Origin of the sequence: Aeromonas sp. SrichE-2G, from assembly GCF_017939565.1 — a bacterium.
Classification (GTDB): domain Bacteria; phylum Pseudomonadota; class Gammaproteobacteria; order Enterobacterales; family Aeromonadaceae; genus Aeromonas; species Aeromonas taiwanensis.
Map to the genome: position 1 here is coordinate 113885 of NZ_JAGKRG010000003.1, position 25606 is coordinate 139490.

A 25606-nucleotide genomic window follows, 5' to 3' on the forward strand; every position below is an offset into this window, starting at 1 on the left:
GCCCAAACGCACCGTGGGGCTGTCTGAGTGCAAAGATGTGAGGGGGCGCAAACAAGCGCCCCGCTTTTCCTGCAGGACCAGGGGCCGTCAGCCCACGTCAGCGAGACACTGCTCGATAAGCCGGCGCGCTATGGTGCCGTGGGGGGGCAACCGCGGCAGCGCATCGGCCTCGAAGAAGCCTGCGGCCACCAGCTCCTCGTCCTGCACGCGGATCTCGCCGCTCTCGTAGTCGGCGGTGAAGCCCATCATCAGGCTGTGGGGGAAGGGCCAGGGCTGGCTCGCCACGTAACGCACGTTGTGCACCCGGATGCCGCTCTCCTCGAACACCTCCCGCACCACGCACTGCTCCAGGTTTTCCCCCGCCTCCACGAAGCCGGCCAGCACGGTATACATGGGATCCTCGGCCTGATAGTGACGGCGATGGGCGGCCAGCAGGATGGCCGGCCCCTTGCGCACCGCGACTATGATGCAGGGGGAGATGCGCGGATAGACCAGGTGGCCATGGCGGCACCCTTGCGCCCACTCCCCCGCCTTCGGGGTCATGGGGGCCCCGCACTCGCCGCAGAAGCGATGGGTGCGACGGAAGGTGGCGAGCTGCCAGGCGCGGCCGGCGAGGCGAAAGCCCTCTTCATCCCCCGCCACCATCAGCTGGCGCAGGGGCGACGTGGCCACGGTGTCGGCGCCCTCCCCCAGATCCAGCAGGTAGCAGGGCAGATCGCCCCACTGGTCGAAATGTTCGAATGCAGTGGCGTGAAGCTGGGCTGGCAGGCAGGCCTTGGGGCCCTGTGGAATGCGCCCCTGTTCATCCAGCAGGACGAGGTGATCGCCCCCCAGCACGAACCAGCAGGCCTGTTCGGTCGATGACATAAGATGAGAGCTCTTGTTGAGAAGACGTGCCAGGCACGGACAAGTGAGCCCATCTTACACCGATGAGGCGCCATGGCGACCCCCGACATGGTCGAGCCGGGTTCATGAAAAAAGGCCGCCATTGGCGACCCTTTTCGTTGTGACCGCCGGGGCGATCAGTTCATCCAGCGCTCGCTGCTCTTGCGGCGACGGGGCAGCATCGGCAACAGGATACCGAGCAGGATGCCGCCACCCACCATGGCACCACCACGGATGAACCAGTCCATCTGCATGTCGTGCTCCCGGTTGTCGTAGCTCTGGGTCAGGGCGTCGTTCTGCTCTTTCAGGTTGCCCATCTCCTCGCTCTGGCTGGCCAGCTGAGCCTTCAGGTTGGTAATCTCCTGGCTCTGTTCGGCGATCTTGCCATCCTTCTCGGCGAAACGGCGCTCGTTGTCACCGTTGAGGTTCAGCAACCTGGCCTTGGCCTCCTCCAGCTCCTTCTCGATCTGGGGCAGGCGCTCGCGCAGGCTGATATCCCCCTGCAGCTCGCTGTTCTTGATCCAGCCTTCACGGCCACGACCGTCCACCACCTGGGTGAAGCCGGCCTCCTGGTTCACCGCCTTGACCTCCAGCGGCTCGCCGGCCTTGACGCTGCCGAGGATCCGGTACTGGGTGCCAGGACCGTTGTGGATATAGGTAAAGATGTTGTCTGAGACATAACGGGTATCGGCCAGTGCCTGTTGGGCACACAGACAGATGAGGATCCCGAGAAGGGCGCGCATGGTCGGTCGATTCTCTTCGTTGGATGAGGTTGCAGGCCGAATGTTAAGCCGCCAGCGGGTCAAAGGACAAGCAAAGAAAAACGCCATCCCCCCGAGTGAGAGCCCGCTCGCAGCATCGCCCGTCAGCCACGCGACCATTCCAGACGCCGCAGGCTACTTCTGTTGCAGCGCCTTCACCTCGGCCCGCAGGGCCTTCAGCTCCGCCAGCAGCTGGGCCTGCTGTTCGCTCTGCTGGCGTCGCCACATGGCGGTGTCGTCGTTGGTCTTGCCGGGATGCACGAACAGGCTGGCCATGAAACCGCTGAGGGCGCCGAACAACCCCACCCCGAACAGGATCAGCAGGCTGGCCACGAAGCGCCCCTCCTCGGTCTTGGGGACCAGGTCCCCGTAACCCACGGTGGAGAGGGTCACGAGTGTCCACCAGAACGCATCGTAGGGGGTCTGGATCTGGCTGCCGGGCTGGCCGGTCTCGAGCCAGTACATGACACCCGAACCCACCCCCAGCAACAGGAAGAACAGGAAGAGGATGCCGGAGAGGGTCGTCTCGTTGCGTTCCCGACGGAACATGCCGAGCAGATCCGGCCGATCCCGCAGCAGCTGGTAGACCCGCCACAGCTGGATGAGCCGCGCCCATCGCAGGGGCTCCACCATGGGCAGGCTGCCCGGCAGATAAAACCAGTTCGATTTGAGGAAGGCCATCTTGTTGGTGGCCCGCACCCAGCCGTAGGCGAAATGGGCCAGGAAGAAGTAGCAGATCAGACTGTCGACGTCATAGAAGAGTTGCAGGGTCTGCGGGCTCAGCTCACCGTGCCCCAGCCAGCGGGCTGCCACCAGGCCGACGGAGATGACCGACAGGAAGGCCATCAGCAGATCCATGGTACGCAAATGCGTTAAGTGATGTCGCATACATTTTCCAACTTTGAACACGGTTCCAATTAATAAAAGGGAAGATAATGCCGATAGCCATGACGACAAAGGAAAAATGGACGTTGAAAGGAGAGAGATTATGCAGTTGAACTCGCTGGAACGGCATATGAGCAACATCCGGCTGGTGCCCAAGGTGGTGCTGCTCATGGTGTTCAGCACCCTGCTGTTGCTGGCCAAACTCTGGTTCGATGCGAGCAATCTGGAGGCCACCCTGCTCAGCGAGGGCATAGACGCCACCATGGCCAACGCCATCGCCGATCGCCTGCTCTGGACCGGCCTGATGGAGACGGCCCTGATGGGGGTCATCTTCGTGGTGCTGCTGCTCACCGGCTCCCGTCTCATGGTCAAGCAGGTGCACTACCTGGTGGGGCTGCTTGAGCGCTTCGCCCGCAAGGATCTCAGCCACAGCGTGCTGCTCAAGTCCCGGGACGAATTCGGCGACATCGCCAAGGCGGTCGCCCACTCCCAGGAGAACCTCAAGGAGGTGTTCGGCACCCAGCGCGTCGCCTGCAAGGAGCTCAACGACATCGCCTCTCAGGTGACCCTCTGCATGGAGGAGGCGAACGAGGCGATCAACGAGGAGTTCACCCAGATTGAACAGCTCGCCAGCGCCATGAGCCAGATGGTGGGCGCCATTCGCGAGGTAGCCGCCCACGCGGAGCAGGCCTCCCACGCCACCGCCGACGCCAGCGCCCTGGCCGAGGAGGGGAGCCGCTGCGTCGCCGCCACCGTCAACACCATCGATACCCTCTCCGGCAACATCCAGCGCTCCTCCACCGTGGTCAACGAGGTGGAGCACGGGGTCGATCGCATCGGCTCCGTGGTGGACACCATCCGCAGCATCTCCGAGCAGACCAACCTGCTGGCCCTGAACGCCGCCATCGAGGCCGCCCGCGCCGGCGAGGCGGGCCGCGGCTTCGCCGTGGTGGCCTCCGAGGTGCGCGAACTCGCGAACCGCGCCCAGGCCGCCACCGTCGAGATCCAGAAGATGATCGAGCAGCTGCAGGGCAACGCCCGCCAGGCCGTCGGCCTGATGGCCGAAAGTGTGCAGCAGGCGGACAAGGGGGTGGAGCAGGTGACCCAGGCCGGGGATCAGCTCGCCACCATAGTCCAGCGCGTCCAGGGGGTGGCCGACATGAACCGCCAGATCGCCGCCGCCTCCGAGCAGCAGAGCTCGGTCGCCGAGGAGATGAACGCCAACCTGGAGCAGGTCAAGCAGGTGGTGGAAGGCTCAGTGGTGGTGCTGCGCGAGCTCAAGGATGCTTCCGAACTGGTGGAGCGCCACAGCCAGACCCTGGACGAGCATATCCAGGCTTTCAAGCTGGCCTGACTTTCACCTGGCAATCCGATTAGACTGGAAGGCCCCGCAAGGGGCCTTTCTCATTTTCATGCCACGGCAAGGAGCCAGGATGCAGCGCACAGAACCCGGGCTGGACATCAGCGACGACAAGGGACGCCTCGACGTCCCCCTCATTCACAATTTCCTCAGCAAAGAGGCTTACTGGTGCCTCGGCATCCCCCTCTCTACGGTGCAGAGGGCCATCAACCATTCCCTCTGCTTCGGCGGCTACCTCGACGGCCAGCAGGTGGCCTTCGCCCGGGTCATCACCGACAAGGCCACTTTCGGCTATCTCGCCGACGTCTTCGTGCTGCCCGAACATCGCGGCCAGGGATACAGCAAGGCCCTGGTGGCGGCCATCCTGGCCCATCCCGAGCTGCAGGGGCTGCGCCGCCTCTCCCTCGCCACCTCGGATGCCCATGGCCTCTATGCCGGCTTAGGCTTCGTGCCGCCCCGCAGCCCCGCCAGCCTGATGGAGATCTACGACCCCGAGATCTACCTGCGCCCCTGATCCCGACCCGGATCTCGAATCCGGATCACCTCCCGGACACCCGTGCTGTGACGCCGGTGCCCGGGAGTGCTAGATTGGCAACCGGCTTTTTATTCACTCTGCAGACCGTCAACCACAAGGATGGCAATCGTGGCCCAGCACTCTCCCTCTTTCTCCGCCCTTTCCCCCTTGCTGCAGGAGCAGGCCCAACGTCACTGGCAGCGACTGCTCGACCTGGCCCCCGACTATGGGGAGCTGCCGGAGGCGACCAGACAGACCCTGATGACCCTGCTCGCCCTCTCCGACTTCGTTGCCGATTCCCTTATCAAGCAGCCCGAGTTGCTGGGACCGTTGCTCGCCTCCGGCGATCTGGATCAACCCGAGCGCTGGCCCGCCTACGAGCCGGATCTGGCAGCCCTGCTCGCCGGGGTGGCGGATGAAGAGGCGCTCAAGCGCCACCTGCGCCAGTTCAGGCGCAGTCGCATGCTGGTGATCGCCTGGCGCGAGCTGCTGGGTCATGCGGACGTGGAAGAGAGCTTTATCCATCTCACCAGGCTGGCAGATGCCCTGATCTGCGGTGCCCGCGACTGGCTCTACGCCAGACAGTGCAACGAGCTCGGCACCCCGGTGGATGGCGACGGCAACCCCCAGCCTCTGCTCATCCTCGGCATGGGCAAGCTCGGCGGCGGCGAGCTCAACTTCTCATCGGACATCGACCTCATCTTCACCTTCCCCGAGAACGGCTACACGGTCGGGGGGCGGCGGGAGCTTGCGAACCAGCAGTTCTTCATCAAGCTGGGGCAGCGCCTCATCAACGCCCTGCACCAGAGCACGGTCGACGGCCAGGTGTTCCGGGTCGACATGCGGCTGCGCCCCTTCGGCGACGCCGGGCCGCTCGCCATCTCCTTCGCCGCCATGGAGGATTACTACCAGCACCACGGCCGCAACTGGGAGCGCTACGCCATGGTCAAGGCCCGGGTGCTGGGGCCCCAGTGCGAGCATGCCCAGGCCCTCACCGAACTGCTGCGCCCCTTCGTATTTCGCCGCTACATCGACTTCGGGGTCATCGACGGTCTGCGCCAGATGAAGGCGATGATCGCCGCCGAGGTACGGCGCAAGGGGCTGGAGGGCAACATCAAGCTGGGGGCGGGCGGCATTCGCGAGGTGGAGTTCATCGCCCAGGCGCTGCAGCTCATCCGCGGCGGCCGCGAGCCCGCCCTGCGGGTGCGCCACCTGCCCGAGGCACTCGGCGCCATCACCCAGAGCGGCGACCTCGACACCGAGCGCAGTGCCCGCCTGCTGGCGGCCTACCGTTTCCTGCGCCGGGTCGAGAATATCCTGCAGGAGATAGGCGATCAGCAGACCCAGACCCTGCCCACCGAGGAGCGGGATCGTCAGCGGCTGATCGCGTCCCTCGGCTTCGATGACTGGGCCGCCTTCATGGCCCACCTGGACGAGGAGATGGCCGCCGTCCACCGGGAGTTTGTCGCCGTGGTGGGGGAGGAAAAAGAGGCCCCCGCCCATCTGGAGCAGCTCTGGCTCGATCTCTGGCGCACCGAGCTCGACGCCGCCGAACTGGCGCAACTGCTGACCGCGCAGGGGGTGGCCGAGCCCGTTCCGCTCTGCGGTGCCCTGCTGCGCTTCAAGGAGGAGTACAAGCGCCGTCAGGTGGGCCCCCAGGGGCGGATCGCCCTGGACTGGCTGATGCCGGAACTGCTGCGCCTGGTGGTGGCGAGCCGCGAGCCCGCCCGTCTGTTCGAGCGGGTCTGCACCCTGCTGACCCGCATCTTCACCCGCAGCGCCTACCTGCAACTGCTGGCGGAAAACCCCGCCGCCCTGCGCCAGCTGGTGCTATTGTGTGACGAGAGCAACCTGGTGAGTGAGCAGCTCGCCCGCTACCCCATCTTGCTGGACGAGCTGCTGGATCCCCAGCACCTCTACCACCCCACCCCGCTGGATCAGTACAAGCCCCAGTTGCGCCAGTTCCTGCTGCGCATCCCCGAGGAGGATGTGGAGCAGCAGATGGAGGCGCTGCGCCAGTTCAAGCAGGTGCAGCTCTTGCGCATCGTCGCCGCCGACATCGCCGGCGCCCTGCCGCTGATGAAGGTGAGCGACCACCTCACCTGGCTGGCGGAGGCGATCACCGAAGAGGTGGTCAACCAGGCCTGGGCCCAGATGAGCGAGCGCTACGGCGTTCCCCCCGAGGTGGCAACGAGCGGCCAGCGCGGCTTTGCGGTGGTGGCCTATGGCAAGCTCGGCGGCATCGAGCTCGGCTACGGCTCGGATCTCGACCTCGTCTTCCTGCACGGCGGCGATCCCAACGGGGTCACCGATGGGCGCAAGCCCATCGACAGCCGCCAGTTCTACCTGCGCCTGGCCCAGCGGATCCTGCACCTGTTCAGCACCCGCACCCCGTCCGGGATCCTCTACGAAATCGACATGCGGCTGCGCCCCTCCGGCGATTCGGGGCTCCTGGTCTCGTCCCTGTCGGCCTACGAGCAGTACCAGCAAAACGAGGCCTGGACCTGGGAGCATCAGGCCCTGGTGCGGGCGCGCCCCATCTACGGGGACGAGGCGGTCATCGCCGACTTTGCCCGCATCCGCCGCGACGTGCTGGCCAAGGAGCGGGATCTGCCGACCCTGGCCCGGGAGGTGCGCGAGATGCGCCAGAAGATGCGGGATCACCTGCTCAAAGCTGGCGAAGGGGAGTTCGATCTCAAGCAGTCCCCCGGCGGCATGGTGGACATCGAGTTCATCGCCCAGTACCTGGTGCTGGCCCATGCCTGCGGCGAGCCGGATGCCCTCACCCGCTGGTCCGATAACGTGCGCATCTTCGACGAGTGCGTGCTGGCGGGGGTGCTGACCCTGGAGCAGGCGGAGGGGCTCAAGCACGCCTATCTGGAGATCCGCAACCTCGGCCATCGCCTCAACCTCTCGGAGGTCTCCCGCAAGGTGGGAGACGACCAGCTGCCGCGCGAGCGGGGCCATGTGCAGGCAGTCTGGCAGCAGTTGCTGGGGGAATAAACGAAAGGGGCGCCATGGCGCCCCTTGTCATTGAAAGGAAAGGGAACTGTTTCTCTAGCGCCCGCCGGCCACGTCGATAAAGGTGCCGGTGACGTAAGAAGCCTCGTCAGACAGCAGCCAGGCGATAGCCGCCGCCACCTCATAGGGTTCTCCGCCCCGTTGCAACGGGATCTGCCCCTTCACCCGGTCAACCCGGCCGGGCTCGCCGCCATCGGCGTGCATCTCGGTGTAGATAAAACCGGGGCGCACCCCGTTGACCCGGATCCCCTGGGCCGCCACTTCCAGCGACAGTCCCCTGGTCAGCACGTCGACGGCCCCCTTGGCGGCGGCGTAGTCCACGTACTCCCCGGGGGAGCCCAGGCGCGCCGCAGCGGAAGAGACGTTGACGATGGCCCCGCCGTCCGTCATGCGCCGTACCGCCTCCCGGCAGCAGAGAAAACAGCCGGTGACATTGGTGATCAGGGTTTTGTTGATGCGCTCGGCGCCCATCTCCAGCACCCGCATCTGCGGCTGCAGCCTGCCGGCGTTGTTCACCAGGTGGGTGACGGGCCCGAGCCGGGCGTCCATCTCCTCGAACAGGCGCACCACCTCGGCCTCCTCGCCGACATCCGCCTGCACCGCGATACACTCGACCGGATACCCCGCCCGGATCTCGGCCACCAGCGCCTCGGCCGCCGCCCTGTCCTGACGATAGTTGAGACAGAGATGGTACCCCTGCGCCGCCAGATGGCGGGCGGTGGCGGCCCCTATGCCCCGGCTGCCACCGGTGATCAGCACCCGTTTGTTCGTGAACCCTCCTGGTTCCCGCTTATGATGACTGCCCCGGATAGTATCCCATGTGCCTGGGCAAACCTGACGCCATGGCGCCATGTTCCACAACAAAGAGCCCGCACTGGGCGGGCTCTTGTGGCAATACAGAGGAGGCAGACTACTTGAACAGCCCCTTGAGCAGCTGATCCGCCGCCCCCTTGATCCCCTCGTCATCGGCCTTGTCGCCCAGCAATTTCTTGAGGCCGCGCTCGGCCTCCTTGCGGGCCTTCTCCTCCAGCACCTTGTTGTTGCTGAGCAGCGCCTTCACGTCGAGGCGGTAGCTCGGTGCCTGCCAGTGACCGCCGATGCGCACCGGTATGGTGATGTCCTTGAGCTCGTCCACCGTCTTGCCCCCCTGCCCCTTGCTGCTCTCCACCACGGAGGTGAGGAACAGGAAGTCCAGGGTCTCCGGCACCAGGGCGGTCTGGCCCTGCCCCTTAACCCGCAGGGCGGGGGCGAACAGCTGGATGTCGTCGCTTCGGGCCACGCCGTCGGCGACCTGGAAGCTGGCGGTGAGGGCGCTGAAGTCGGTCTTGCGCACCTCCTTCACCTGGTCCGCCCCCTTGCCGGTCAGGGTGGCCCGCGCCTCGCGGATCATCTCCGCCAGGTTGATGCCGTGCAGGGCGCCGTCATGCACGGCCAGGCTGATCTTGCCCTGCATCCGGCTGAGCAGGGCCTGCTCGGAGAGACCGGTACCCTGCACCTGCACCTCCAGATCCCCCTTGCCCTCCAGCAGATCGGTCTGGGCCAGGGTCTGCAGCAGCGGCCGCACATCCACCCCCTGCACCCGCTTGTGGACCTGATAGCGAGCCGGCTGCTGGCGGGCATCGAGCACGCCGTTTGCCGTCACCTTGCCCCCTAGCACCCCGGCGCTGAACTGCTTGAGGGTGAGCTGGCCATCCGCCAGCGCCAGTTGCAGATCGACGGCGCGAAGATCCATCCCCTTCGCCTTCAGGTTGCCCAGTTGCAGCCGGCCGGCCAGATCCATCCGTTTGAGGGCGGCCAGATCCGGCTCGACCGTGGAGGGTGCCTGGGTGGCGGGAACTTGGGCCTTGGTTCCGGCCGGTGCAGCAGCCCCCGAGGCCGCAGCAGCCGGGGCGTCCTTGGCCGGTTGACCAAGCCAGGCATCGAGATCCAGCGCCTCCCCCTTGAGGTCGAACTCCACCCTGGGCACAGCCCCCAGCCGCACCGTCCCGTTGCCGCTCAGCAGGGCGTCGTCAGCCCCCATCACCAGATTGCTCAGGGTGACGGTCTGCTTGTCCAGCTCGGCGCGGGCAAAGCCAGCGAGCTTGAGCTGCATCTGCGGGCGCGGCAGGGCATCACCGCTGAGCTTGGCGGCCAGCACGGCGTCAGACACCTCCAGCAGCTGTTGCTCCCGATCGAAACGCGCCTTGAGGGTCCCCTCCAGGGTACCGGCCAGGGTCGGCTTGGCCGCCGCCCCCTGCGCCCCCTGCAGACTCAGGGTCAGGCTGCTCCACTCCCCGAGCGCCAGCCGATCGGCCTTGAGGGAGAAGGCGTCGAGCCGCTGGGCCGGATCACTCAGACTGCCGCTGAGGCCGAGATCCTTGAGCTCGCTCTTGATGGCCTCCCGGGCCAGCTTGAGCTGGGCATGACCCTTGAGATCAAAGGCCAGATCCCCCTGGGCCCCCTTGGCGGCCAGGGTCACGGGCACCCACTCCCCCGGGGTCAGCTGCCCCAGATCGAGGTCCAACCGGTCGAGCCGGGAGACGGCACCGCTGCGGTCATCCCGCACCAGGGCGCTGGCTTCCACCAGCGCAATGCCTTGCAGGCTGATCTGCCAGGGCTTTTCGTCACGGGCGGTTGTGGCTGGCTGGCCCTCGCCGGAGGGCTGGGCATCAGCACCCTTGGGCTCGGCAGAGGCGGTGAGCAGGTCGCTCAGGTTGGAGCTGCCATCGGCTCTGGTCTGGACAAACAGGTGGGCGCCGTTCAGGGTCACCTTGCCTATCTCAAGCCGGTGGGAGAGCAGCGGCAGCAGGCCCACCGAGGCCTCACCCTGCTCGAAGCGCACCAGATCGGGTTCGGCAAAACCGGCGGGGTTGCGTAGCGCCACCTTCTCGAGGGAGAGACCGAGGCTTGGCCAGAAGCGCCAGCCGATCGCCCCCTCCATCACCAGCTCGCGGCCGGTGCTCTTGCGCACCTGTTCCGCCAGCTGGGGTTTGAACTGATTGGGATCGATGAGGGATACCAGGGCGGCGATGGCCACCACGGCGGCCAGCGCCAACCCCAGCAGGATATAGATGATCTTCTTCACGACGGACTCCTTGAATGCGGATCTTGTGGCTGACTATACCACCGGGGGGATAACAGATGGGGCCCTTCTCCCAAAACAGGCATCCGGCGAGACAGGGATGGTCGCGGTCGGCCATGAAAAAGGGCCCCGAAGGGCCCTGATGTCACTGGACGGTCGGCAGTTGCCGATAGCCCATCTCGTACAGGGTGAAGGCATAGATGTCCGCACTCTGCTCGATCAGCTTGGCCACCGGCGTACCCGCACCGTGCCCGGCATTGGTCTCGATGCGGATGAGCTGGGGGTGGGGGCCGGCATCGTCGGCCTGCAGGGTGGCGGCGAACTTGAAGGAGTGGGCCGGCACCACCCGATCGTCGTGATCCGCCGTGGTCACCATAGTCGAAGGGTAGCTGACCCCGGGCCGGACGTTGTGCAGGGGGGAATAGCCCTTCAGGTAGTCGAACATGGCCTCGCTGTCGGCGCTGGTGCCGTAGTCATAGGCCCAGCCCGCCCCGGCGGTGAAAGTGTGGTAGCGCAGCATGTCGAGCACCCCCACCGCCGGCAGGGCGACCCGCATCAGGTCCGGACGCTGGGTCATCACGGCCCCCACCAGCAGACCGCCGTTGGAGCCACCGCGGATCGCCAGCCGGTCGGTGCGGGTGTAGCCCTCGGCCTTGAGGTACTCGGCCGCCGCGATGAAGTCGTCGAACACGTTCTGCTTGTTCTGCTGGGTACCCGCCAGGTGCCAGGCCTGGCCGTACTCGCCGCCCCCGCGCAGGTTGGCCACCGCATAGACGCCCCCCAGATCCAGCCAGTTGGCCACCGACACGCTGAAGCTCGGGGTCAGGCTCACGTCGAAACCGCCGTAGCCGTAGAGGATGGTCGGGTTGCTGCCATCGCGTTTCAGCCCCTTGCGGTAGCTGATGATGAGCGGCACCCGGGTGCCGTCCTTGCTCTGGTAGAAGCGCTTCTCGGAGACGTAATCCTCAGGCTTGAACGGCGCCGCCGAGGCGCGATAGAGGCTGATGGCGCCGCTCTTTGGCTCGAACCGGTAGAGAGTGGGCGGCTGGGCATAGTTCTCGAAACCGAAGTAGAGGGCGGGATCGTCGTGCTTGCCGTTGAAGCCGCTGACGCTGCCAAGGCCGGGCAGCGTCACCTCGCGCACCCGCTTGCCCTCGTAGTCGAACTGCTCGACCCGGGCGGTGGCATCCACCATGTACTCGGCGAACAGATAGCCGCTGCCGCTGTGCACCGTCAGCACCTGCTGACGCTCGGGGATAAGGTCGCGCCAGTGGCTCGGCCCCGGGTTGGCGGCATCCACCGTCACCAGCCGGCGGTTGGGGGCGTCCCGGTTGGTCAGCAGGTAAAGGGTGCTGCCCTTGTTGTCCACCAGGCTCACGTCCGCATCCAGATCCCCCTGCACCGTCAACAGCGGCGCGTTCTCCTGGCTCAGATCCTTCACATAGAGGCGGTTGCCGGAGGTGGAGTTCGCCGCCGAGATAAGCAGGAAGCGGTCATCCTCGGTGACGGTCGCCCCCACGTAGCGATGGTGCTGGGCAGGGATGGCGCCAAACACCAGCCGGTCATCCTCCTGCGCCGTGCCGAGCCGGTGGAAATAGACCTTGTGCTGATCGGTCCTGGCCGACAGCTCGCTGCCATCGGGCTTGTCGTAGCTCGAGTAGAAGAAGCCCTCGTTGCCAAGCCAGCTGATGCCGCTGAATTTCACGTCCTTGAGGGGCGCCTCCAGCGGCTGCTTGCTCTGTACGTCCATCAGGTGGATCTCGCGCCAGTCGCTACCCGCCAGCGACAAGGAGTAGGCCAGGATGCGGCCATCGCGGGAGAAGCTCAGCTGATCCAGCGCCGTGGTGCCGTCGGGGCTGAGGGTATTGGGATCGAGGAACACCTCGGCCGGCTTGCCCTCCTGCTGGCGCCACAGCACGTTCTGGTTCTGCAGGCCGTCGTTCTTGAAGAAGTAGTGGTAGCGCCCCTCGCGAAACGGCGCTCCCTCCTTGGCGTAGTTCCAGGAAGCGGCCAGCTTCTCCTTGATGGCGGCGCGATACGGGATCTGCGCCAGATAACCCTGAGTCACCCGGTTCTGGGCCTTGACCCAGGCCTCCGTCTCGGGGCTGCGATCATCCTCCAGCCAGCGATAGGGGTCGGCCACGGCCTGACCGAAGTAGTGATCCACCTGCTCACCCTGGCGGGTGACGGGGTAGTGAAGGCGCGTATTCCCTGACATGGCATCCTCTTGAGTTGACTGGCCACTGCACGCACAGAGCAGTGACAGGGCCAGCAGGCTGACAATGGCTCGCATCGAGGCGGCTCCCTGCGGTTTCGGTGAAGCGGGCAGGGTAACAAAGAGTGCCGTATGGCCCAACCCCCCGACCGGTGGCAGAGGGCAGTGCCACGCCGGAGCAGATGGGGATTCATATGAATTTTTTCGCTTAAGTTTGCCGCTTTATTTTGTTTGTTATCCGGCCCTTGGGTCACAGGATGGAATAAGACACCAGCCAACGTGAGCCATTCAGGATAACGCATGCCGTACAGCTATCTATCACATCTGCGTTGCAGCAAGACCGGCGAGGTTGTGGATGCCGACCAGCCCCAGCAGCTGAGCCCGGTCGGCGCCCCCTTGCTGGCCAGCTACGACCTCGAGGCCTTGAAGAAGGCCTGGCATCCGGCCGCCCTGCTGGGCCGCCCCGCCAGCCTGTGGCGCTACCACGAGCTGCTGCCGGTGCGCGACCCCGCCCAGGTGGTCACCCTGGGGGAAGGCTTCAGCCCGCTGTTGCCGCTGCCACGCCTCGGCAAGCAAATAGGCATTCCGGATCTCTGGATGAAGGATGAGAGCGTCATCCCCACCGGCTCCTTCAAGGCCCGCGGTGCCGCGGTTGGCGTCTCCCGCGCCCGGGAGCTCGGCATTTCCCACTTCGCCATGCCCACCAACGGCAACGCCGGGGCAGCCTGGGCACTCTACGGCGCCCGCGCCGGCATGCGCAGCACCATAGTCATGCCCCAGGCGGCCCCCGCCATCACGAGGCTGGAGACCTCGCTGGCCGGCGCCCGCCTCTATCTGGTGGACGGTCTCATCAGCGACGCCGGTCGTCAGGTGGCCGAGGCGGTGGCCGAGCAGGGGCTGTTCGATGCCTCCACTCTCAAGGAGCCCTATCGCATCGAGGGCAAGAAGACCATGGGGCTGGAGATCGCCGAGCAGCTCGGCTGGACCCTGCCGGACGTGATCCTCTACCCCACCGGCGGCGGAGTCGGCCTCATCGGCATCTACAAGGCGCTGCGGGAATTGCAGGAGCTGGGCTGGGTCCAGGGCCCGCTGCCGCGACTGGTGGCGGTGCAGGCGAGCGGCTGCGCGCCCATCGTCCAGGCCTGGCAGCAGGGGGAGCGCGAGTCGCGCTTCTGGCCCGACTCCCAGACCCTGGCCTTCGGCATCAACGTGCCCAAGGCGCTGGGGGACTTTCTGGTGCTGGACGCCCTCTATCGCACCGAGGGCTGCGCCGTTGCGGTGGACGATAGCGCCATCCAGCGCGAGATCCGCCAGCTCGCCTCCCTGGAGGGCTGCTTCGTCTGTCCCGAAGGGGCGGCCGCCTTCGCCGCTGCCCGTCAGCTGCGGGAAGCGGGCTGGATCCAGGGAGGCGAGCGGGTGGTGGTGCTCAACACCGGCGCCGGCATCAAGTACCCGGATGCCATCACGGTCGTACCCCAGCGGCTGCGCCGCGACGGGAGGATCCCGGCATGAGCTTCGACTGGTCTTTTGTTCTCAGCACCCTGCCGGCGTTCGGCCAATCGGTCTGGGTCACCTTGCAGCTCGGCGCCATCGTGATCCTCACCTCGCTCGTCGTGGCGCTGCTCAATGTGACCCTGCAAAGCCTGCACACGCCCTGGCTGAACGGAGTGATCCGCGCCTATGTGGAGCTGGCCCGTAACACGCCGCTCTTGATCCAGCTGTTCTTTCTCTACTTCGGGCTGCCGGCACTCGGCCTGTCGCTCTCCGGTTTTGCCACGGCGGTGATCGCCATGACCTTCCTCGGCGGCGGCTACCTGACCGAGGCGCTGCGAGCGGGCATTCAGGCTGTCCCCAACAGCCAGCTGGAAGCGGGCCGGGCCATCGGCCTCTCCCGCTGGCAGTTGCTGCGCCACGTCCAGCTGCCCCAGGCCTGGCTCGCCAGCCTGCCGGCGCTGTTTGCCAACTTCATCTTTCTGCTCAAAGAGACCACGGTGGCCTCGGCGGTGGCGGTGCCCGAGCTGCTCTACACCACCAAGAACTACATCGCCCTCTACTACAAGACCTACGAGATGCTGGCGGTGCTGACCTTGATGTGCGTGCTGATCTTTCTGCCGCTGTCCCTTGCCCTGCGCGTCATTGAAAGGAGGCTGCAACATGGTCAGTTCGGTCACTGAATCGCTGATGCAGGCGAGGATCTCGATATGGGCACTTATCTTACTGTTGCCACCAATCGCCACCCATGCAGAAGACAGGAGGGATCAATATGGTCAGTTCGGTCACTGAATCGCTGATGCAGGCGAGGATCCCGATGTGGGCACTTATCTTCCTGCTGCCACCGTCACTCGCCAGCTATGCAGAAGAAGGAGGGGTCGCTATGGCCAGTCTGGTCACTGAGCAGCTGACACAGGCGCTGCCGCTGCTGGCGGTGGGCGCGGGTCAGACCCTCGCCATCTCGCTGCTCGCCATCCTATTCGCCACCCTGGGCGGGGTCGGTTACGGCGTGCTGGCCCAGCAGGGGGGAAAACTGACCCGGGGAGTGCTGCGGGTATATCTGGAGCTGTTTCGGGTGGTACCCGTGCTGGTCTGGCTCTACCTCTTCTTCTTCGGGCTGCCGATCTTCTTTGGCGTAGACATCCCGGCCTTCTGGTGCGCCGTGCTGGTGCTGGCCCTGTGGGGTGCCAGCGAGGTGGGGGAAGTGGTACGCGGCGGGCTCACATCCCTCGCTCGCGGCCAACAGGAGGCCGGCCTGGCGCTCGGGCTCTCCCGCTGGCAGCTCTATCGCCACGTGCTGCTGCCCCAGGCGCTGCAACGGCTGACGCCGCCGACCATCAACATCTACACCCGCATCATCAAGACCAGCTCGCTGGCGGTGCTGATCGGGGTGGTGGAGGTGATCAAGGTGGGCCAGCAGATCATCGAGCGCACCTATGGCTCGCTGCTTATCTACGGCCTGCTGTTCCTGTTCTTTTTTCTGGTCTGTTATCCGCTCTCGCTCGCCTCGCGCCGGCTGGAGCAACAATGGGGTAATGCGGTATGACACCTCTGCTTGAGCTCAATGCTGTCAGCAAACAATTCGGCCAACACCGGGTACTGGACGAGGTCAGCCTCACGGTGAACGCCGGGGAAGTGATCGTCATCCTGGGGCCGAGCGGCTGCGGCAAGAGCACATTGCTGCGCACCCTCAACGGGCTCGAACCCATTCAGGGGGGCGACATTCGCTTCGATGGGGAGCCGCTGGATGCCAGCACCGACTGGCAGCGGCTGCGCCAGCGCATCGGCATGGTATTCCAGAGCTATCACCTCTTCCCCAACCTGACGGTGCTGGAGAACGTGCTGCTCGGCCCTTTGCAAGTCCAGAAGCGGGAGCGGGCCGAGGCCCTGCTGCAGGCGGAACAGCTGCTGACCCGCATCGGCCTGTGGGAGCGGCGCCACGACTATCCGCGCCAGCTCTCCGGCGGCCAGCAGCAGCGCATCGCCATCGTGCGGGCCCTGTGCATGAACCCCCAGGTAATGCTGTTTGACGAGGTGACCGCAGCCCTCGACCCCGAGATGGTGCAGGAGGTGCTGGAGGTGATCCGCGATCTCGCTGGCAGCGGCATGACCCTGCTCATCGTCACCCACGAGCTGGCCTTCGCCCAGGCGGTGGCCGATCGCATCGTCTTCATGGAGGGCGGCCACATCCTGGAGCAGGCCGCGCCCCGGCCATTTTTCGAGCACCCGCGCAGCCAGCGTGCCCGCCAGTTCCTCGCCAAGTTTTCTTATACAACTGTCATCAAACGAAAGGAGTCAGCATGAAAAAAATCACCTCGGTTCTGTTTAGCGCCCTGATCGGCCTGGGCCTCGCCAGCGGCGCCGCCCAGGCGGCGGACGGTTCCCTCGCCAAGATCAAGGAACGTGACAAGCTCATCGTCGGCGTCTTCACCGACAAGCCCCCCTTCGGCTATGTGGACGAGAAGGGCAACTACGTCGGTTTTGACACCGACCTCGGTCGCCGTTTCGCCAAGGATCTGCTGGGGGACGAGAACAAGGTCGAGTTCGTGGCGGTCGAGCCCGCCAGCCGCATCCCCTTCCTGCAGAGCGACAAGGTGGATCTCATCCTCGCCAACATGACGGTGACGCCGGAGCGGCGCCAGGTGGTGGACTTCACCAACCCCAACCTCAAGGTCGCGGTGCAGGTGCTGGTGCCGGAGAAGAGCGCCGCCAAGGGGCTGGACGATCTCGCGGACAAGACCCTGATCGTCACTACCGGCACCACGGCCGACATCTGGCTGACCCGCAACCACCCGGACTGGAAGGTACTCAAGTTCGAGAAGAACTCCGAATCCCTGCAGGCCCTGGCCCAGGGCCGTGGCGATGCCTATGCCCAGGACAACCTGGTCCTGTTCAGTTGGGCCAAGGAGAATCCGGGCTACCGGGTGCTGCCCGAGAAGCTGGGCTCGGAAGACCCCATCGCGCCGGCGGTGAAGAAAGGCAATATCGAGCTGCGTGACTGGGTCAACGACCGTCTCGCCAAGCTGGGGGAAGAGCAGTACCTGCTGAAACTCTACGACCAATATGTGCGCGATCGCTTAAGCGCCGACACAAATCCCAACGACGTGATAGTGGAAGGAGGCAAGTGGCAGGGTTGATCCCTGCCGTCCCGAAGAAGTGCTGAGTGTGAGTGATCTTTGGTTCCGTTGGTCCGTAAACCGCAAAGTTTGACCTTTCAGGCGTCCCCTCCGGGTGGCGCCTTTTTTTGTTTGCCAGACGAGGGGCCGACGGGTCGCCCGCTCTGTGAGCCAGCTCCCCCTGCCCAGGGTCTGTCTGTGCCATCCTCACAGAAACGGCAATGGGAGGAGAAACCCATGTGGATAGAGGCGGAGCCCGTCTACGGCGCCCTGGTGTCCCTGGCCATCGGTCTCATCATCGGGCTGGAGCGGGGCTGGCAGGTGCGCCAGCTGGGGGACAACCAGCGCATCGCCGGGATGCGGACCTACGGTCTTATCGGCCTGCTCGGCGGGGTCTGCGCCCTGCTGCTCCCGACCCTGGGCTCCTGGCTGCCTCTGCTTGGCCTGCTGGCGGTGGTGGCAGGCTGCGGCCTCTCGGTCTGGCTGGCCCAGCGCTGGCAGGGGGAGTTCGGCCTCACCAGCTCGGTGGCCATGGTGCTCACCTATTTGCTGGGGTTGATGTCGGTGTTGCAGAGCCCGAGCGAGGCAGTGGCCTGCGCCGTGCTGGCGGCGCTCTTGATGGGGCTCAAGGGCAAGATCCAGCAGGGCATGCTGTTTCTGAGCGAGACGGAATTTCACGCCACCCTGCGTTTTCTGCTCATCTCCCTGGTGCTGCTCCCCGTGCTGCCCGATGCGGAGATGGGCCCCCTCGACGCCTTCAACCCCTTCAAGATCTGGCTCATGGTGGTGATCATCGCGGGGATCTCGTTCTGTGGCCACTTCGCGGTGAGGCTGCTCGGCACCCGTGCCGGACTGGTGCTCACCAGCATGCTGGCGGGGCTCGCCTCCTCCACCGCTCTCACCCTGCAGTTTGCCCGCCTCAACAAGGAGCAGGGCGGGCTGGAGCGGCTGCTCGCCACCGGCATCCTGCTGGCGGGAGCCACCATGTGGCTGCGGCTGCTGATGCTGGTGCTGCTGATCCATAGCGAGCTGGCGATGCGCCTAGCCGTCCCCCTGCTGCTGCTGGCGGCCATCGTCTATGGCTTCGCCTTCTGGTTCTGGCGCCAGCGGGAAGAGCTCGCCGACAACCCGGTGCAGCCAGAAACCCGCAACCCGCTCGATCTCGCCACCGCCATCAAGTTCGGCCTGCTGCTGGCCCTCATCGGCTTCATGGCTACCCTGCTGCAGAGCAAGGTGGGCAACTCCGGGGTCTATCTGCTGGCACTGGTCTCCGGCATCACGGACGTGGACGCCATCACCCTCTCCCTCTCCCAGCTCGCCCAGAAGGAGCTGGCTCTGGAGGTGGCGGCCAGGGGCATACTGCTCGCCGGCCTGGTCAACTCCCTGGTCAAGGGGATGCTGGCACTGGTGATCGGTGGACGCAGGCTGGGGCTGCGGGTGCTGCTGCCCTACCTCCTCTCCGTCCTGCTGATCCTGCCCCTGGTCTGGCCAACGGGATGACGAGGATCACCTCCCCGGGATGGCGGACTGACGCCCCTCCCCCTTGTCACGTATACTGCCTCCTCTTGCAGCATGAGGAGGTAGCAATGGCAAGCGATTGGGACAAGATTCTGGCGGGTGGCCCCCTCACCCAGACCGAGGAGATCGCGAACGACAGGATCCGCGGCCAGGCGCTGCTGGCCGAGCTCAATGCCTCCCCGTCCGGCGATCACCCCCTGCGCCAGCGCCTCTGCGCCGAGCTGTTCGGCCACTGCCCGGACTCGTGCTGGATCAGCACCCCCTTCACCTGCGAATTTGGCCGCAACATCCACCTCGGCGAGAAGACCTTCTTCAACTTCAACGTCACCATTCTCGACGTGGGCGAAGTGCACATCGGCAGCCATGTGCTGCTGGCCCCCAACGTGCAGATCTACACCGCCACCCACAGCCTGGATCACCGGGAGCGCCGCAACTGGACCGCCTACAACAAGCCGGTACGCATCTGCGATGACTGCTGGATCGGCGGCGGCGCCATCATCTGCCCCGGCGTCACCATAGGGCCGCGCACCATCATAGGCGCCGGGGCCGTGGTGACCCGCGACATACCGGCAGACTCCGTCGCTGTCGGCAACCCGGCTCGCGTGATCCGCACGTTAAATTCGGACGAGCCCCGGGATCCGGAGTGGCTGTCATGATGGTGCTGGCCCTGCTGCCCCTGGGGTGGGCCGGCTGGCTCGGAGTGCACGATGCGAACTGGTGGCCGCTGGCCCTGATCCTGCTGATGAGCCTGCTGACCCTGGCCGCCTACTCCTGGGACAAGCGCCAGGCCATCCGTGGCGGCTGGCGCGTGCCCGAGGCGCGTCTGCACCTGCTGGAGCTGTGCGGCGGCTGGCCCGGCGCCCTGGTGGCCCGTCAGTGGCTGCGCCACAAGACCCAGAAAGGGAGCTACCGCCTGCGGTTCTGGGCCATCGTCTGGGGGCAATTACTGCTGCTCGGGCTCTGGCTCGGCCGCCCGCTCTGGCAGGGGTTCTGAACCACCAAGGCGGGCATTGCCGCCCATGGCCGGGTATGAGACAACGGAAGTTAGGGAGCTGATCTCTCCCGTTCAGGCACAGACAAGGAGTCACCCATGACCATGTGGACAGGTATCGTCCTGATCGTCTTTATCAGCGTGTTTTTCGGCTATCTCGGCAAGCGTGCCCGCTACCAGATGGGGGATGCCCGCATCACGGACCGTCTCGGCAAGCAGGATATGATCATCAAGGAGTTGCAGGAGCGGGTCACCAATCTGGAGGCCATCATGATCGAGGAAGAGAAGCGCAAACCCTTCCGGGATCTGTGAGACAGAGCCCGGCGGTGCGGCAAACGAGACGGCAACCCGGGTTGCCGTTTCTGTTGGGCTGCCCCTGCGCCGCTCCCGGGATTCATGTCGTCGGAGGCAGCCCGGCTCCCGCCATGGCGCTCGCCAGCGCCTCCCCACCCCGCCCACGCACCCCGTCGATGGCCCCCTGCCGGTCGGCCTCCTCCTTGTTCTGGCTCAGCTTGAACTTGCCCACCAGACGGTCGATCTCGATTTCGATGCCCACCACGGCCGCCACCATGGCCTCCAGATAGTCTCGCGGCGCGTCCGCCATCTTCCAGGGTGTCGGCTCGGCAGCCTCCTGGGTGCGGGTCAGGGTGGCGAGCAGGCGGCGCACGAAGCGTGCATCGTCCCGCACCCGGATACGGCCGTGGGCGTGCACCACCGCATAGTTCCAGGTCGGCACCTGCTTGTGGTGCGCCTGCTTGCTCGGGTACCAGTTCGGTGAGACATAGCCGTCGGCGGCCCTGAAGATCACCAGCACCTCGTCGCCGTCTTTCACCTCCTGCCAGAGCGGGTTGTTGCGGGCCACGTGGGCGCGCAGAACCCCGTGGGCCCCCTCCCCGGCATCGAACTCAAATGGCAGATGGTTGGCATCGAGCCCCGACTTGCCATGGGTGATCAGGGCCCCCAGGGGATGGGCCCGGATCAGCTGATGCTGCGCCTCGGGGTCGGTGACGGCGAAATGGGGTGGCAGGTACATGCGAACTCCTTGTCCTGAGGACGACGTGAGGGGGCGTCCAGGCGCCCCGTGATAGGCCCATTTTCACCCGTTACGGGGAGACTGACGAGCAGACAACACAAAATAAAAGAGAGGGCCTGGGCCCTCTCTTGTCATCCATGCCGACCTCAGCCGCGCTTGGCCAGCCAGGCCTCGGCGGCGGTGAGGGCTGCCTCTATCTGCTCGCGGGCGACGCCGCCCTTGGCGACCCGCTTGGCCAGGGTCGCTTCCAGCTCCAGATTCGGGTAGACATCCTCCCCCACCACGGGGCTGAAGCGCTGGAACTCGGGGAGGGAGAGCTCCTCCAGGGGTTTCTTCACGCCGATCGCGTAGACCACGGTCTCGCCGACGATGTGGTGCGCCTCGCGGAACGGAATGCCCTTGGCCACCAGGTAGTCCGCCAGCTCGGTGGCGTTGGCATAGCCGCCCTGGGCGGCGGTCTTGGTGCGCTCGCCATTGACCTTCAGATCGATCAGCACCAGGGCCGCCATGTCGAGACAATCGTGCCAGGTATCCAGGGCGTCAAACAGCCCCTCCTTGTCTTCCTGCATGTCCTTGTTGTAGGCCAGGGGCAGCGCCTTGAGGCTCATCAGCATGCCCATCTGGGCGCCGACCACCCGGCCGGTCTTGCCGCGAATGAGCTCCAGCGCGTCCGGGTTTTTCTTCTGGGGCATCAGGGAGGAACCTGAGGTCACCGCGTCGGAGAGCTCCACAAAGCCCGCCTCCCCGGTGTTGTAGAAGATAAGATCTTCGGCAAACCGCGACAGGTGCGCCATGGACAGCGACGCCACGTGCATCAGCTCCACCACGTGATCCCGATCGGAGACCGAATCCAGGCTGTTGCGGGTGGCGCCGGCAAAGCCCATGTCCAGCGCCAAGGCTTCGCGGTCGATGGCGTAGGCGGTGCCCGCCAGGGCGCCGCAGCCGAGCGGGCTGGTGTCGAGGCGCTTGAGGGCATCCTGCAGCCGGGAGTGATCCCGCTCCAGCATCTCCACATAGGCCAGCGCCCAGTGGGCGTAGGTGACCGGCTGGGCCCGCTGCAAATGGGTGTAGCCCGGCAGTACCGCGGCCTGATTGGCGCGGGCGGAGGCGACCAGCCCCTGTTGCAGGGCGGTGATGGAGGTGGCCAGCAGCTCACCCTGGGCCTTGCACCAGAGTTTGAGGTCGGTGGCGACCTGATCGTTGCGCGAACGGCCGGTGTGCAGCTTCTTGCCGAGCGCGCCGACGGCGTCGATAAGCTTCCCTTCGACCCAGGAGTGGATGTCTTCGGCGTCCGAGCTCAGGATCTGCTGGGGATCCTGCTGCACGGAGGCGAGCAGCACCTCCATCGCCTGTTGCAGCTGCGCCTGTTCGCCGGCGGTCAACACACCCACCTTGACCAGGGCGCGGGCCCAGGCCATGGAGCCCTGTATATCCTGCTCCGCCAGACGGTAATCGAACCGCAGGGAATCGTTGAACTGCTTGAACCGGCTATCGGCTCCCTGACTGAAGCGTCCACCCCAAAGTGCCATACTGCTCTCCTTGAATGCGTTGTCGGCGGCGTCTTGCGCCGTCGAGCTTGAAATCTTGCCTTGTTTTCCTGCGAGCCTGTTATCTCACAGAAGCGGCCGAGGCGCAGCCGCTCTTGTCACACCCGATGAGGATGGCAGAGGGGCTCTCTGCCTGTAAAAGAGGGGGCCATGCCCCCTCGAATCAACGGGTGATCGCGCTTGCTTAACCGTGGGTATGATCGCCACCGATGGCCTGGTGCTGCTCCTTCATGGCGCGGATCCGGCTGGCCAGGGTGTAGAGACGGATGAAGCCTTCAGCGTGGCTCTGGTCGTACACCTCGTCGGCGCCGAAGGTGGCGAAGTCTTCGGAATAGAGGCTGTTCGGCGACTTCTTCTGCACCGCGGTGACCTGACCCTTGTACATCTTCAGGATCACTTCGCCGTCCAGGTCCTCGGCAATGGCGTTGGCGGAGGCGACGATGGCCTTGCACAGCGGGGTAAACCAGCGACCGTCATAGACCAGGTGGGAGAACTCGGCACCCAGCTTCTCGCGCCAGGCGCGGGTCGGTCTGTCCAGCACCAGCTCTTCCACGGCGCGCAGTGCGGCGACCATCACGGTACCACCCGGGGTCTCGTAGCAGCCACGGGACTTCATGCCCACCATCCGGTTCTCGGTGATGTCGACCCGACCCACGCCGTGCTTGCCGGCACGCTCGTTCAGGGTGGTCAGGATCTGGTGCGGGCTGAGCGGCTGGTCATCCACGGCGACCACTTCGCCCTGGGCCACGGTCAGCTTAACGTATTCCGGCTCGTTCGGTGCCTGCTCCGCGGAAACGGTCCACTGCCACACGGCTTCGGACGGTTCGTTCCAGGTGCTCTCCAGCTCGCCACCCTCGGTGGAAATGTGCCAGGCGTTGGCGTCGCGGCTGTAGATCTTCTTCAGGGTCGCCTTGCAGGGGATGTTGCGGGCTTCCAGATAGGCCAGCAGATCTTCCCGGGAACGCATGTCCCAGATCCGCCAGGGAGCGATGACTTTCAGCTGGGGAGCCAGGGCGGCCACCGCGCCTTCGAACCGCACCTGGTCGTTGCCCTTGCCGGTGCAACCGTGGGAGATGGCATCAGCCCCTTCCGCCAGCGCCGCCTCGACCATCGCCTTGGCGATCACCGGACGGGCCATGGAGGTCCCCAGCAGGTAGGTGCCTTCATAGACGGCGCCGGTCTTCAGGGTCGGGTAGACGTACTCCTTGACGAACTCTTCCCGCAGATCCTTGACGATGCACTTGACCGCGCCGGAGGCGATGGCCTTCTGCTCGATCCCTTCCAGATCGTCACGCTCCTGGCCCACATCGGCGACGAAGGCGATGATCTCTGCGTCATAGTGCTCCTTCAGCCAGGGAATGATGGCCGAGGTATCCAGTCCGCCCGAGTAAGCCAGTACGATCTTGTTGATTCCGCTCATTTACTTCTCTCCGTGATGATTCGATAAAAGGTTGTGATTCTGGGTCGGTTGCCGCGTTACTTGTGCCCGAGCAGGGTCAGCAGCACGGCATTCTGGATATGCATCCGGTTTTCTGCCTCATCCATGATGAGGGAGGCTGGGCCGTCCATGACCTCCGAGGTGATCTCCAGTTCCCGGTGCGCCGGCTGGCAATGCAGCACGTGCTGGATGCCGGTGCGGTCGAGCAGGGCCTGGTTGATCTGGTAAGGCATAAAGATATCTTTTACCTGCTCCATTGGTGTGTTGTCACCCATGGAAACCCAGGTATCGGTATACACCACGTCAAACCCTTCGATGTCCGCCACGTCGTCGCTGATGTGGATGGTGGCGCCGGATTGAGCCGCCAGCGCCTGGGCCTGCAGGAAGATCTGGGTGTCCGGGCCGTGGCCTTTCGGGCAGATCAGAGTCACGTCTGTGCCAAGCGTCGCCCCCAAGAGCAGCAATGAGTGGCTGACGTTGTTGCCATCACCCAGATACGCCAGCTTCACCTTGGACAGATCCGCGTAGTGCTCGCTGATGGTCATGAAGTCCGCCAGCCCCTGGCAGGGGTGGTAGAGGTTGCACAGGCTGTTCACCACCGGCACGGTGCCGTGTTCGGCCAGCTCGACCAGGGTCTGGTGGTCGAACACCCGGGCGACGATGGCGTCGCACCAGCGGGACAGGTTGCTGGCGAAGTCCTTCACCGATTCCCGCTTGCCGAGCGCCCCGTTCTGCTGATCCAGATAGACGCTGTGGCCGCCCAGTTTGGCGATGCCGATGTCGAAGGTGACCCGGGTGCGCAGGGAGGGTTTCTCGAACAGGGTGACCACACTCTTGCCCGCCAGGGCCTGGCTGTATTTCTTCGGATCGGCCTTGACCGATTTGCCCAGGGCGATCAGCGCCTCGATCTGGGCCTTGCTCAAGTCGCTGTCTTTCAGAAGATGTTGCATCGGATGTTCCTTGTTCCGGTGGAGATCAGAGAGAGACCTGGGTGCCAACCGCACCGCCGGCCAGCAGTTTGAGCAGCTGATCCGGGTAGCGCCAGCTGGCGACACACACCGGCTTGCCCAGGGTCTCGGCGGCATGCAGGGCCGCCTTCACCTTGACCGCCATGCCATCGCTAATCACACCCTTCTCCATCAGATCCAGGGCGGTCTGCTTGTCCAGCTGCGGTACCAGCTTGCCCTTGCCATCCAGGATGCCGCTCACATCGGACAGCATCACCAGATCCGCGCCCAGCGCCTCGGCGATGGCGGTGGCCGCCTGATCCGCGTTGACGTTCATCAGCTGACCTTCGGCAGTGATACCGATGGAGCTCACCACAGGCAGCAGGCCCTGGCCCAGGATGCCGGCCACCAGCGCCGGGTTGCCCGGCTTGCAGTCACCGACCGCGCCGAGCTCCGGATCGAGCTGGGTCACCTGACACAGACCGCCGTCGGCGAGGCAGAGCCCCACCGCCGGAATGCCGGTGGCGATGGCCTTGGCCATCATCATCTTGTTCGCGGTCCCCGCCAGGGCACCGGCAATCACGGGGATCTGCTCGAACGGGGTCACCCGCAGGCCGTGCTTCTTGGTGGAGGTCATCCCCAGCCCCTTGAGCAGGTCATCCACCAGGCAGCCACCGCCGTGCACCAGCACCAGGGGACGGTGTTGTTCGTCCAGGAAGGTTTTCAGGGTGGCGAACAGGGCGGTCAGGGCCTCGTCGTTCTCGATCAGGGCACCACCCAACTTGATTACCAGCGTCTGCTTGTCCATCTTCTCGATCCTTTC

At 65.3% G+C, this 25606-nt stretch carries 23 protein-coding genes; 12 read left to right on the forward strand and 11 right to left on the reverse strand.

What is annotated here, in order from left to right:
• Nucleotides 1-87 precede the first annotated feature (87 nt).
• From nudC to J9885_RS01580, 3 genes are all read right to left on the reverse strand, one after another.
• Entirely contained in the window at nt 88-867 is a 780-nt protein-coding gene (nudC, locus tag J9885_RS01570) for an NAD(+) diphosphatase (protein WP_210547874.1), read from the reverse strand.
• Between the two features lie 155 nt (nt 868-1022).
• Nucleotides 1023-1628, reverse strand: a complete 606-nt coding sequence (locus tag J9885_RS01575; RefSeq protein ID WP_043763221.1) for a TIGR04211 family SH3 domain-containing protein — start codon at nt 1626-1628, stop codon at nt 1023-1025.
• Nucleotides 1629-1781: 153 nt separating this feature from the next.
• The gene (locus J9885_RS01580; protein ID WP_210547875.1) at nt 1782-2603 is read right to left on the reverse strand and encodes a potassium channel family protein; all 822 of its coding nucleotides are present in this window, start codon (nt 2601-2603) and stop codon (nt 1782-1784) included.
• Between the two features lie 31 nt (nt 2604-2634).
• Here J9885_RS01580 and J9885_RS01585 point away from each other — a divergent pair, with 31 nt between their 5' ends.
• The 3 genes from J9885_RS01585 to glnE all read left to right on the forward strand — a co-directional run bounded on the left by J9885_RS01585 (nt 2635) and on the right by glnE (nt 7408).
• Nucleotides 2635-3885 carry a methyl-accepting chemotaxis protein gene (locus J9885_RS01585; RefSeq protein ID WP_134694624.1) on the forward strand — a complete coding sequence of 417 codons (1251 nt, stop codon included), beginning with the start codon at nt 2635-2637 and terminating at the stop codon, nt 3883-3885.
• Nucleotides 3886-3964: 79 nt separating this feature from the next.
• Nucleotides 3965-4405, forward strand: a complete 441-nt coding sequence (locus J9885_RS01590; RefSeq protein ID WP_210547876.1) for a GNAT family N-acetyltransferase — start codon at nt 3965-3967, stop codon at nt 4403-4405.
• 120 nt (nt 4406-4525) lie between these two features.
• Nucleotides 4526-7408 carry a bifunctional [glutamate--ammonia ligase]-adenylyl-L-tyrosine phosphorylase/[glutamate--ammonia-ligase] adenylyltransferase gene (gene glnE / locus J9885_RS01595; RefSeq protein WP_210547877.1) on the forward strand — a complete coding sequence of 961 codons (2883 nt, stop codon included), beginning with the start codon at nt 4526-4528 and terminating at the stop codon, nt 7406-7408.
• Between the two features lie 54 nt (nt 7409-7462).
• Here glnE and J9885_RS01600 read toward each other — a convergent pair whose 3' ends face one another.
• From J9885_RS01600 to J9885_RS01610, 3 genes are all read right to left on the reverse strand, one after another.
• Nucleotides 7463-8236, reverse strand: a complete 774-nt coding sequence (locus tag J9885_RS01600; RefSeq protein ID WP_210547937.1) for an SDR family oxidoreductase — start codon at nt 8234-8236, stop codon at nt 7463-7465.
• 100 nt (nt 8237-8336) lie between these two features.
• Complete coding sequence (locus J9885_RS01605) at nt 8337-10490, reverse strand: AsmA family protein (RefSeq protein WP_210547878.1); 2154 nt, start codon at nt 10488-10490, stop codon at nt 8337-8339.
• 142 nt (nt 10491-10632) lie between these two features.
• Complete coding sequence (locus J9885_RS01610; protein ID WP_210547879.1) at nt 10633-12780, reverse strand: prolyl oligopeptidase family serine peptidase; 2148 nt, start codon at nt 12778-12780, stop codon at nt 10633-10635.
• A 222-nt stretch (nt 12781-13002) separates the two neighbouring features.
• Here J9885_RS01610 and J9885_RS01615 point away from each other — a divergent pair, with 222 nt between their 5' ends.
• The 9 genes from J9885_RS01615 to J9885_RS01655 all read left to right on the forward strand — a co-directional run bounded on the left by J9885_RS01615 (nt 13003) and on the right by J9885_RS01655 (nt 20130).
• Nucleotides 13003-14214, forward strand: coding sequence for a threonine synthase (locus J9885_RS01615; protein WP_210547880.1), 1212 nt, complete (start codon nt 13003-13005; stop codon nt 14212-14214).
• Complete coding sequence (locus J9885_RS01620) at nt 14211-14876, forward strand: amino acid ABC transporter permease (RefSeq protein ID WP_210547881.1); 666 nt, start codon at nt 14211-14213, stop codon at nt 14874-14876. The genes J9885_RS01615 and J9885_RS01620 overlap by 4 nt, the downstream gene beginning before the upstream one ends.
• Nucleotides 14877-15076: 200 nt before the next feature.
• On the forward strand, nt 15077-15739 hold the full coding sequence (locus J9885_RS01625) for an amino acid ABC transporter permease (protein ID WP_210547882.1): 663 nt from the start codon (nt 15077-15079) through the stop codon (nt 15737-15739).
• Nucleotides 15736-16497, forward strand: coding sequence for an amino acid ABC transporter ATP-binding protein (locus J9885_RS01630; RefSeq protein WP_246876768.1), 762 nt, complete (start codon nt 15736-15738; stop codon nt 16495-16497). Before J9885_RS01625 ends, J9885_RS01630 begins: the two co-directional genes overlap by 4 nt.
• Nucleotides 16494-17330: a transporter substrate-binding domain-containing protein gene (locus J9885_RS01635; protein WP_210547883.1), complete on the forward strand. Its 837-nt coding sequence runs from the start codon at nt 16494-16496 to the stop codon at nt 17328-17330. Before J9885_RS01630 ends, J9885_RS01635 begins: the two co-directional genes overlap by 4 nt.
• A gap of 216 nt (nt 17331-17546) precedes the next feature.
• Complete coding sequence (locus J9885_RS01640) at nt 17547-18809, forward strand: MgtC/SapB family protein (RefSeq protein WP_210547884.1); 1263 nt, start codon at nt 17547-17549, stop codon at nt 18807-18809.
• 86 nt (nt 18810-18895) lie between these two features.
• Nucleotides 18896-19483 (forward strand): sugar O-acetyltransferase, encoded by a 588-nt coding sequence (locus J9885_RS01645; protein ID WP_210547885.1) that lies wholly within the window; start codon nt 18896-18898, stop codon nt 19481-19483.
• Nucleotides 19480-19821 (forward strand): DUF1294 domain-containing protein, encoded by a 342-nt coding sequence (locus tag J9885_RS01650; RefSeq protein ID WP_210547939.1) that lies wholly within the window; start codon nt 19480-19482, stop codon nt 19819-19821. The genes J9885_RS01645 and J9885_RS01650 overlap by 4 nt, the downstream gene beginning before the upstream one ends.
• Nucleotides 19822-19917: 96 nt before the next feature.
• Nucleotides 19918-20130, forward strand: a complete 213-nt coding sequence (locus J9885_RS01655; protein WP_210547886.1) for a hypothetical protein — start codon at nt 19918-19920, stop codon at nt 20128-20130.
• An 82-nt stretch (nt 20131-20212) separates the two neighbouring features.
• Here J9885_RS01655 and J9885_RS01660 read toward each other — a convergent pair whose 3' ends face one another.
• From J9885_RS01660 to argB, 5 genes are all read right to left on the reverse strand, one after another.
• On the reverse strand, nt 20213-20851 hold the full coding sequence (locus J9885_RS01660) for an FMN-binding negative transcriptional regulator (RefSeq protein WP_210547887.1): 639 nt from the start codon (nt 20849-20851) through the stop codon (nt 20213-20215).
• 146 nt (nt 20852-20997) lie between these two features.
• Nucleotides 20998-22380, reverse strand: coding sequence for an argininosuccinate lyase (gene argH, locus J9885_RS01665; protein ID WP_210547888.1), 1383 nt, complete (start codon nt 22378-22380; stop codon nt 20998-21000).
• A 202-nt stretch (nt 22381-22582) separates the two neighbouring features.
• Nucleotides 22583-23818: an argininosuccinate synthase gene (locus J9885_RS01670; protein WP_210547889.1), complete on the reverse strand. Its 1236-nt coding sequence runs from the start codon at nt 23816-23818 to the stop codon at nt 22583-22585.
• A gap of 56 nt (nt 23819-23874) precedes the next feature.
• Nucleotides 23875-24786, reverse strand: coding sequence for an ornithine carbamoyltransferase (locus tag J9885_RS01675; RefSeq protein ID WP_043763129.1), 912 nt, complete (start codon nt 24784-24786; stop codon nt 23875-23877).
• A 25-nt stretch (nt 24787-24811) separates the two neighbouring features.
• Entirely contained in the window at nt 24812-25591 is a 780-nt protein-coding gene (argB, locus tag J9885_RS01680; RefSeq protein WP_210547890.1) for an acetylglutamate kinase, read from the reverse strand.
• Nucleotides 25592-25606: the final 15 nt, after the last annotated feature.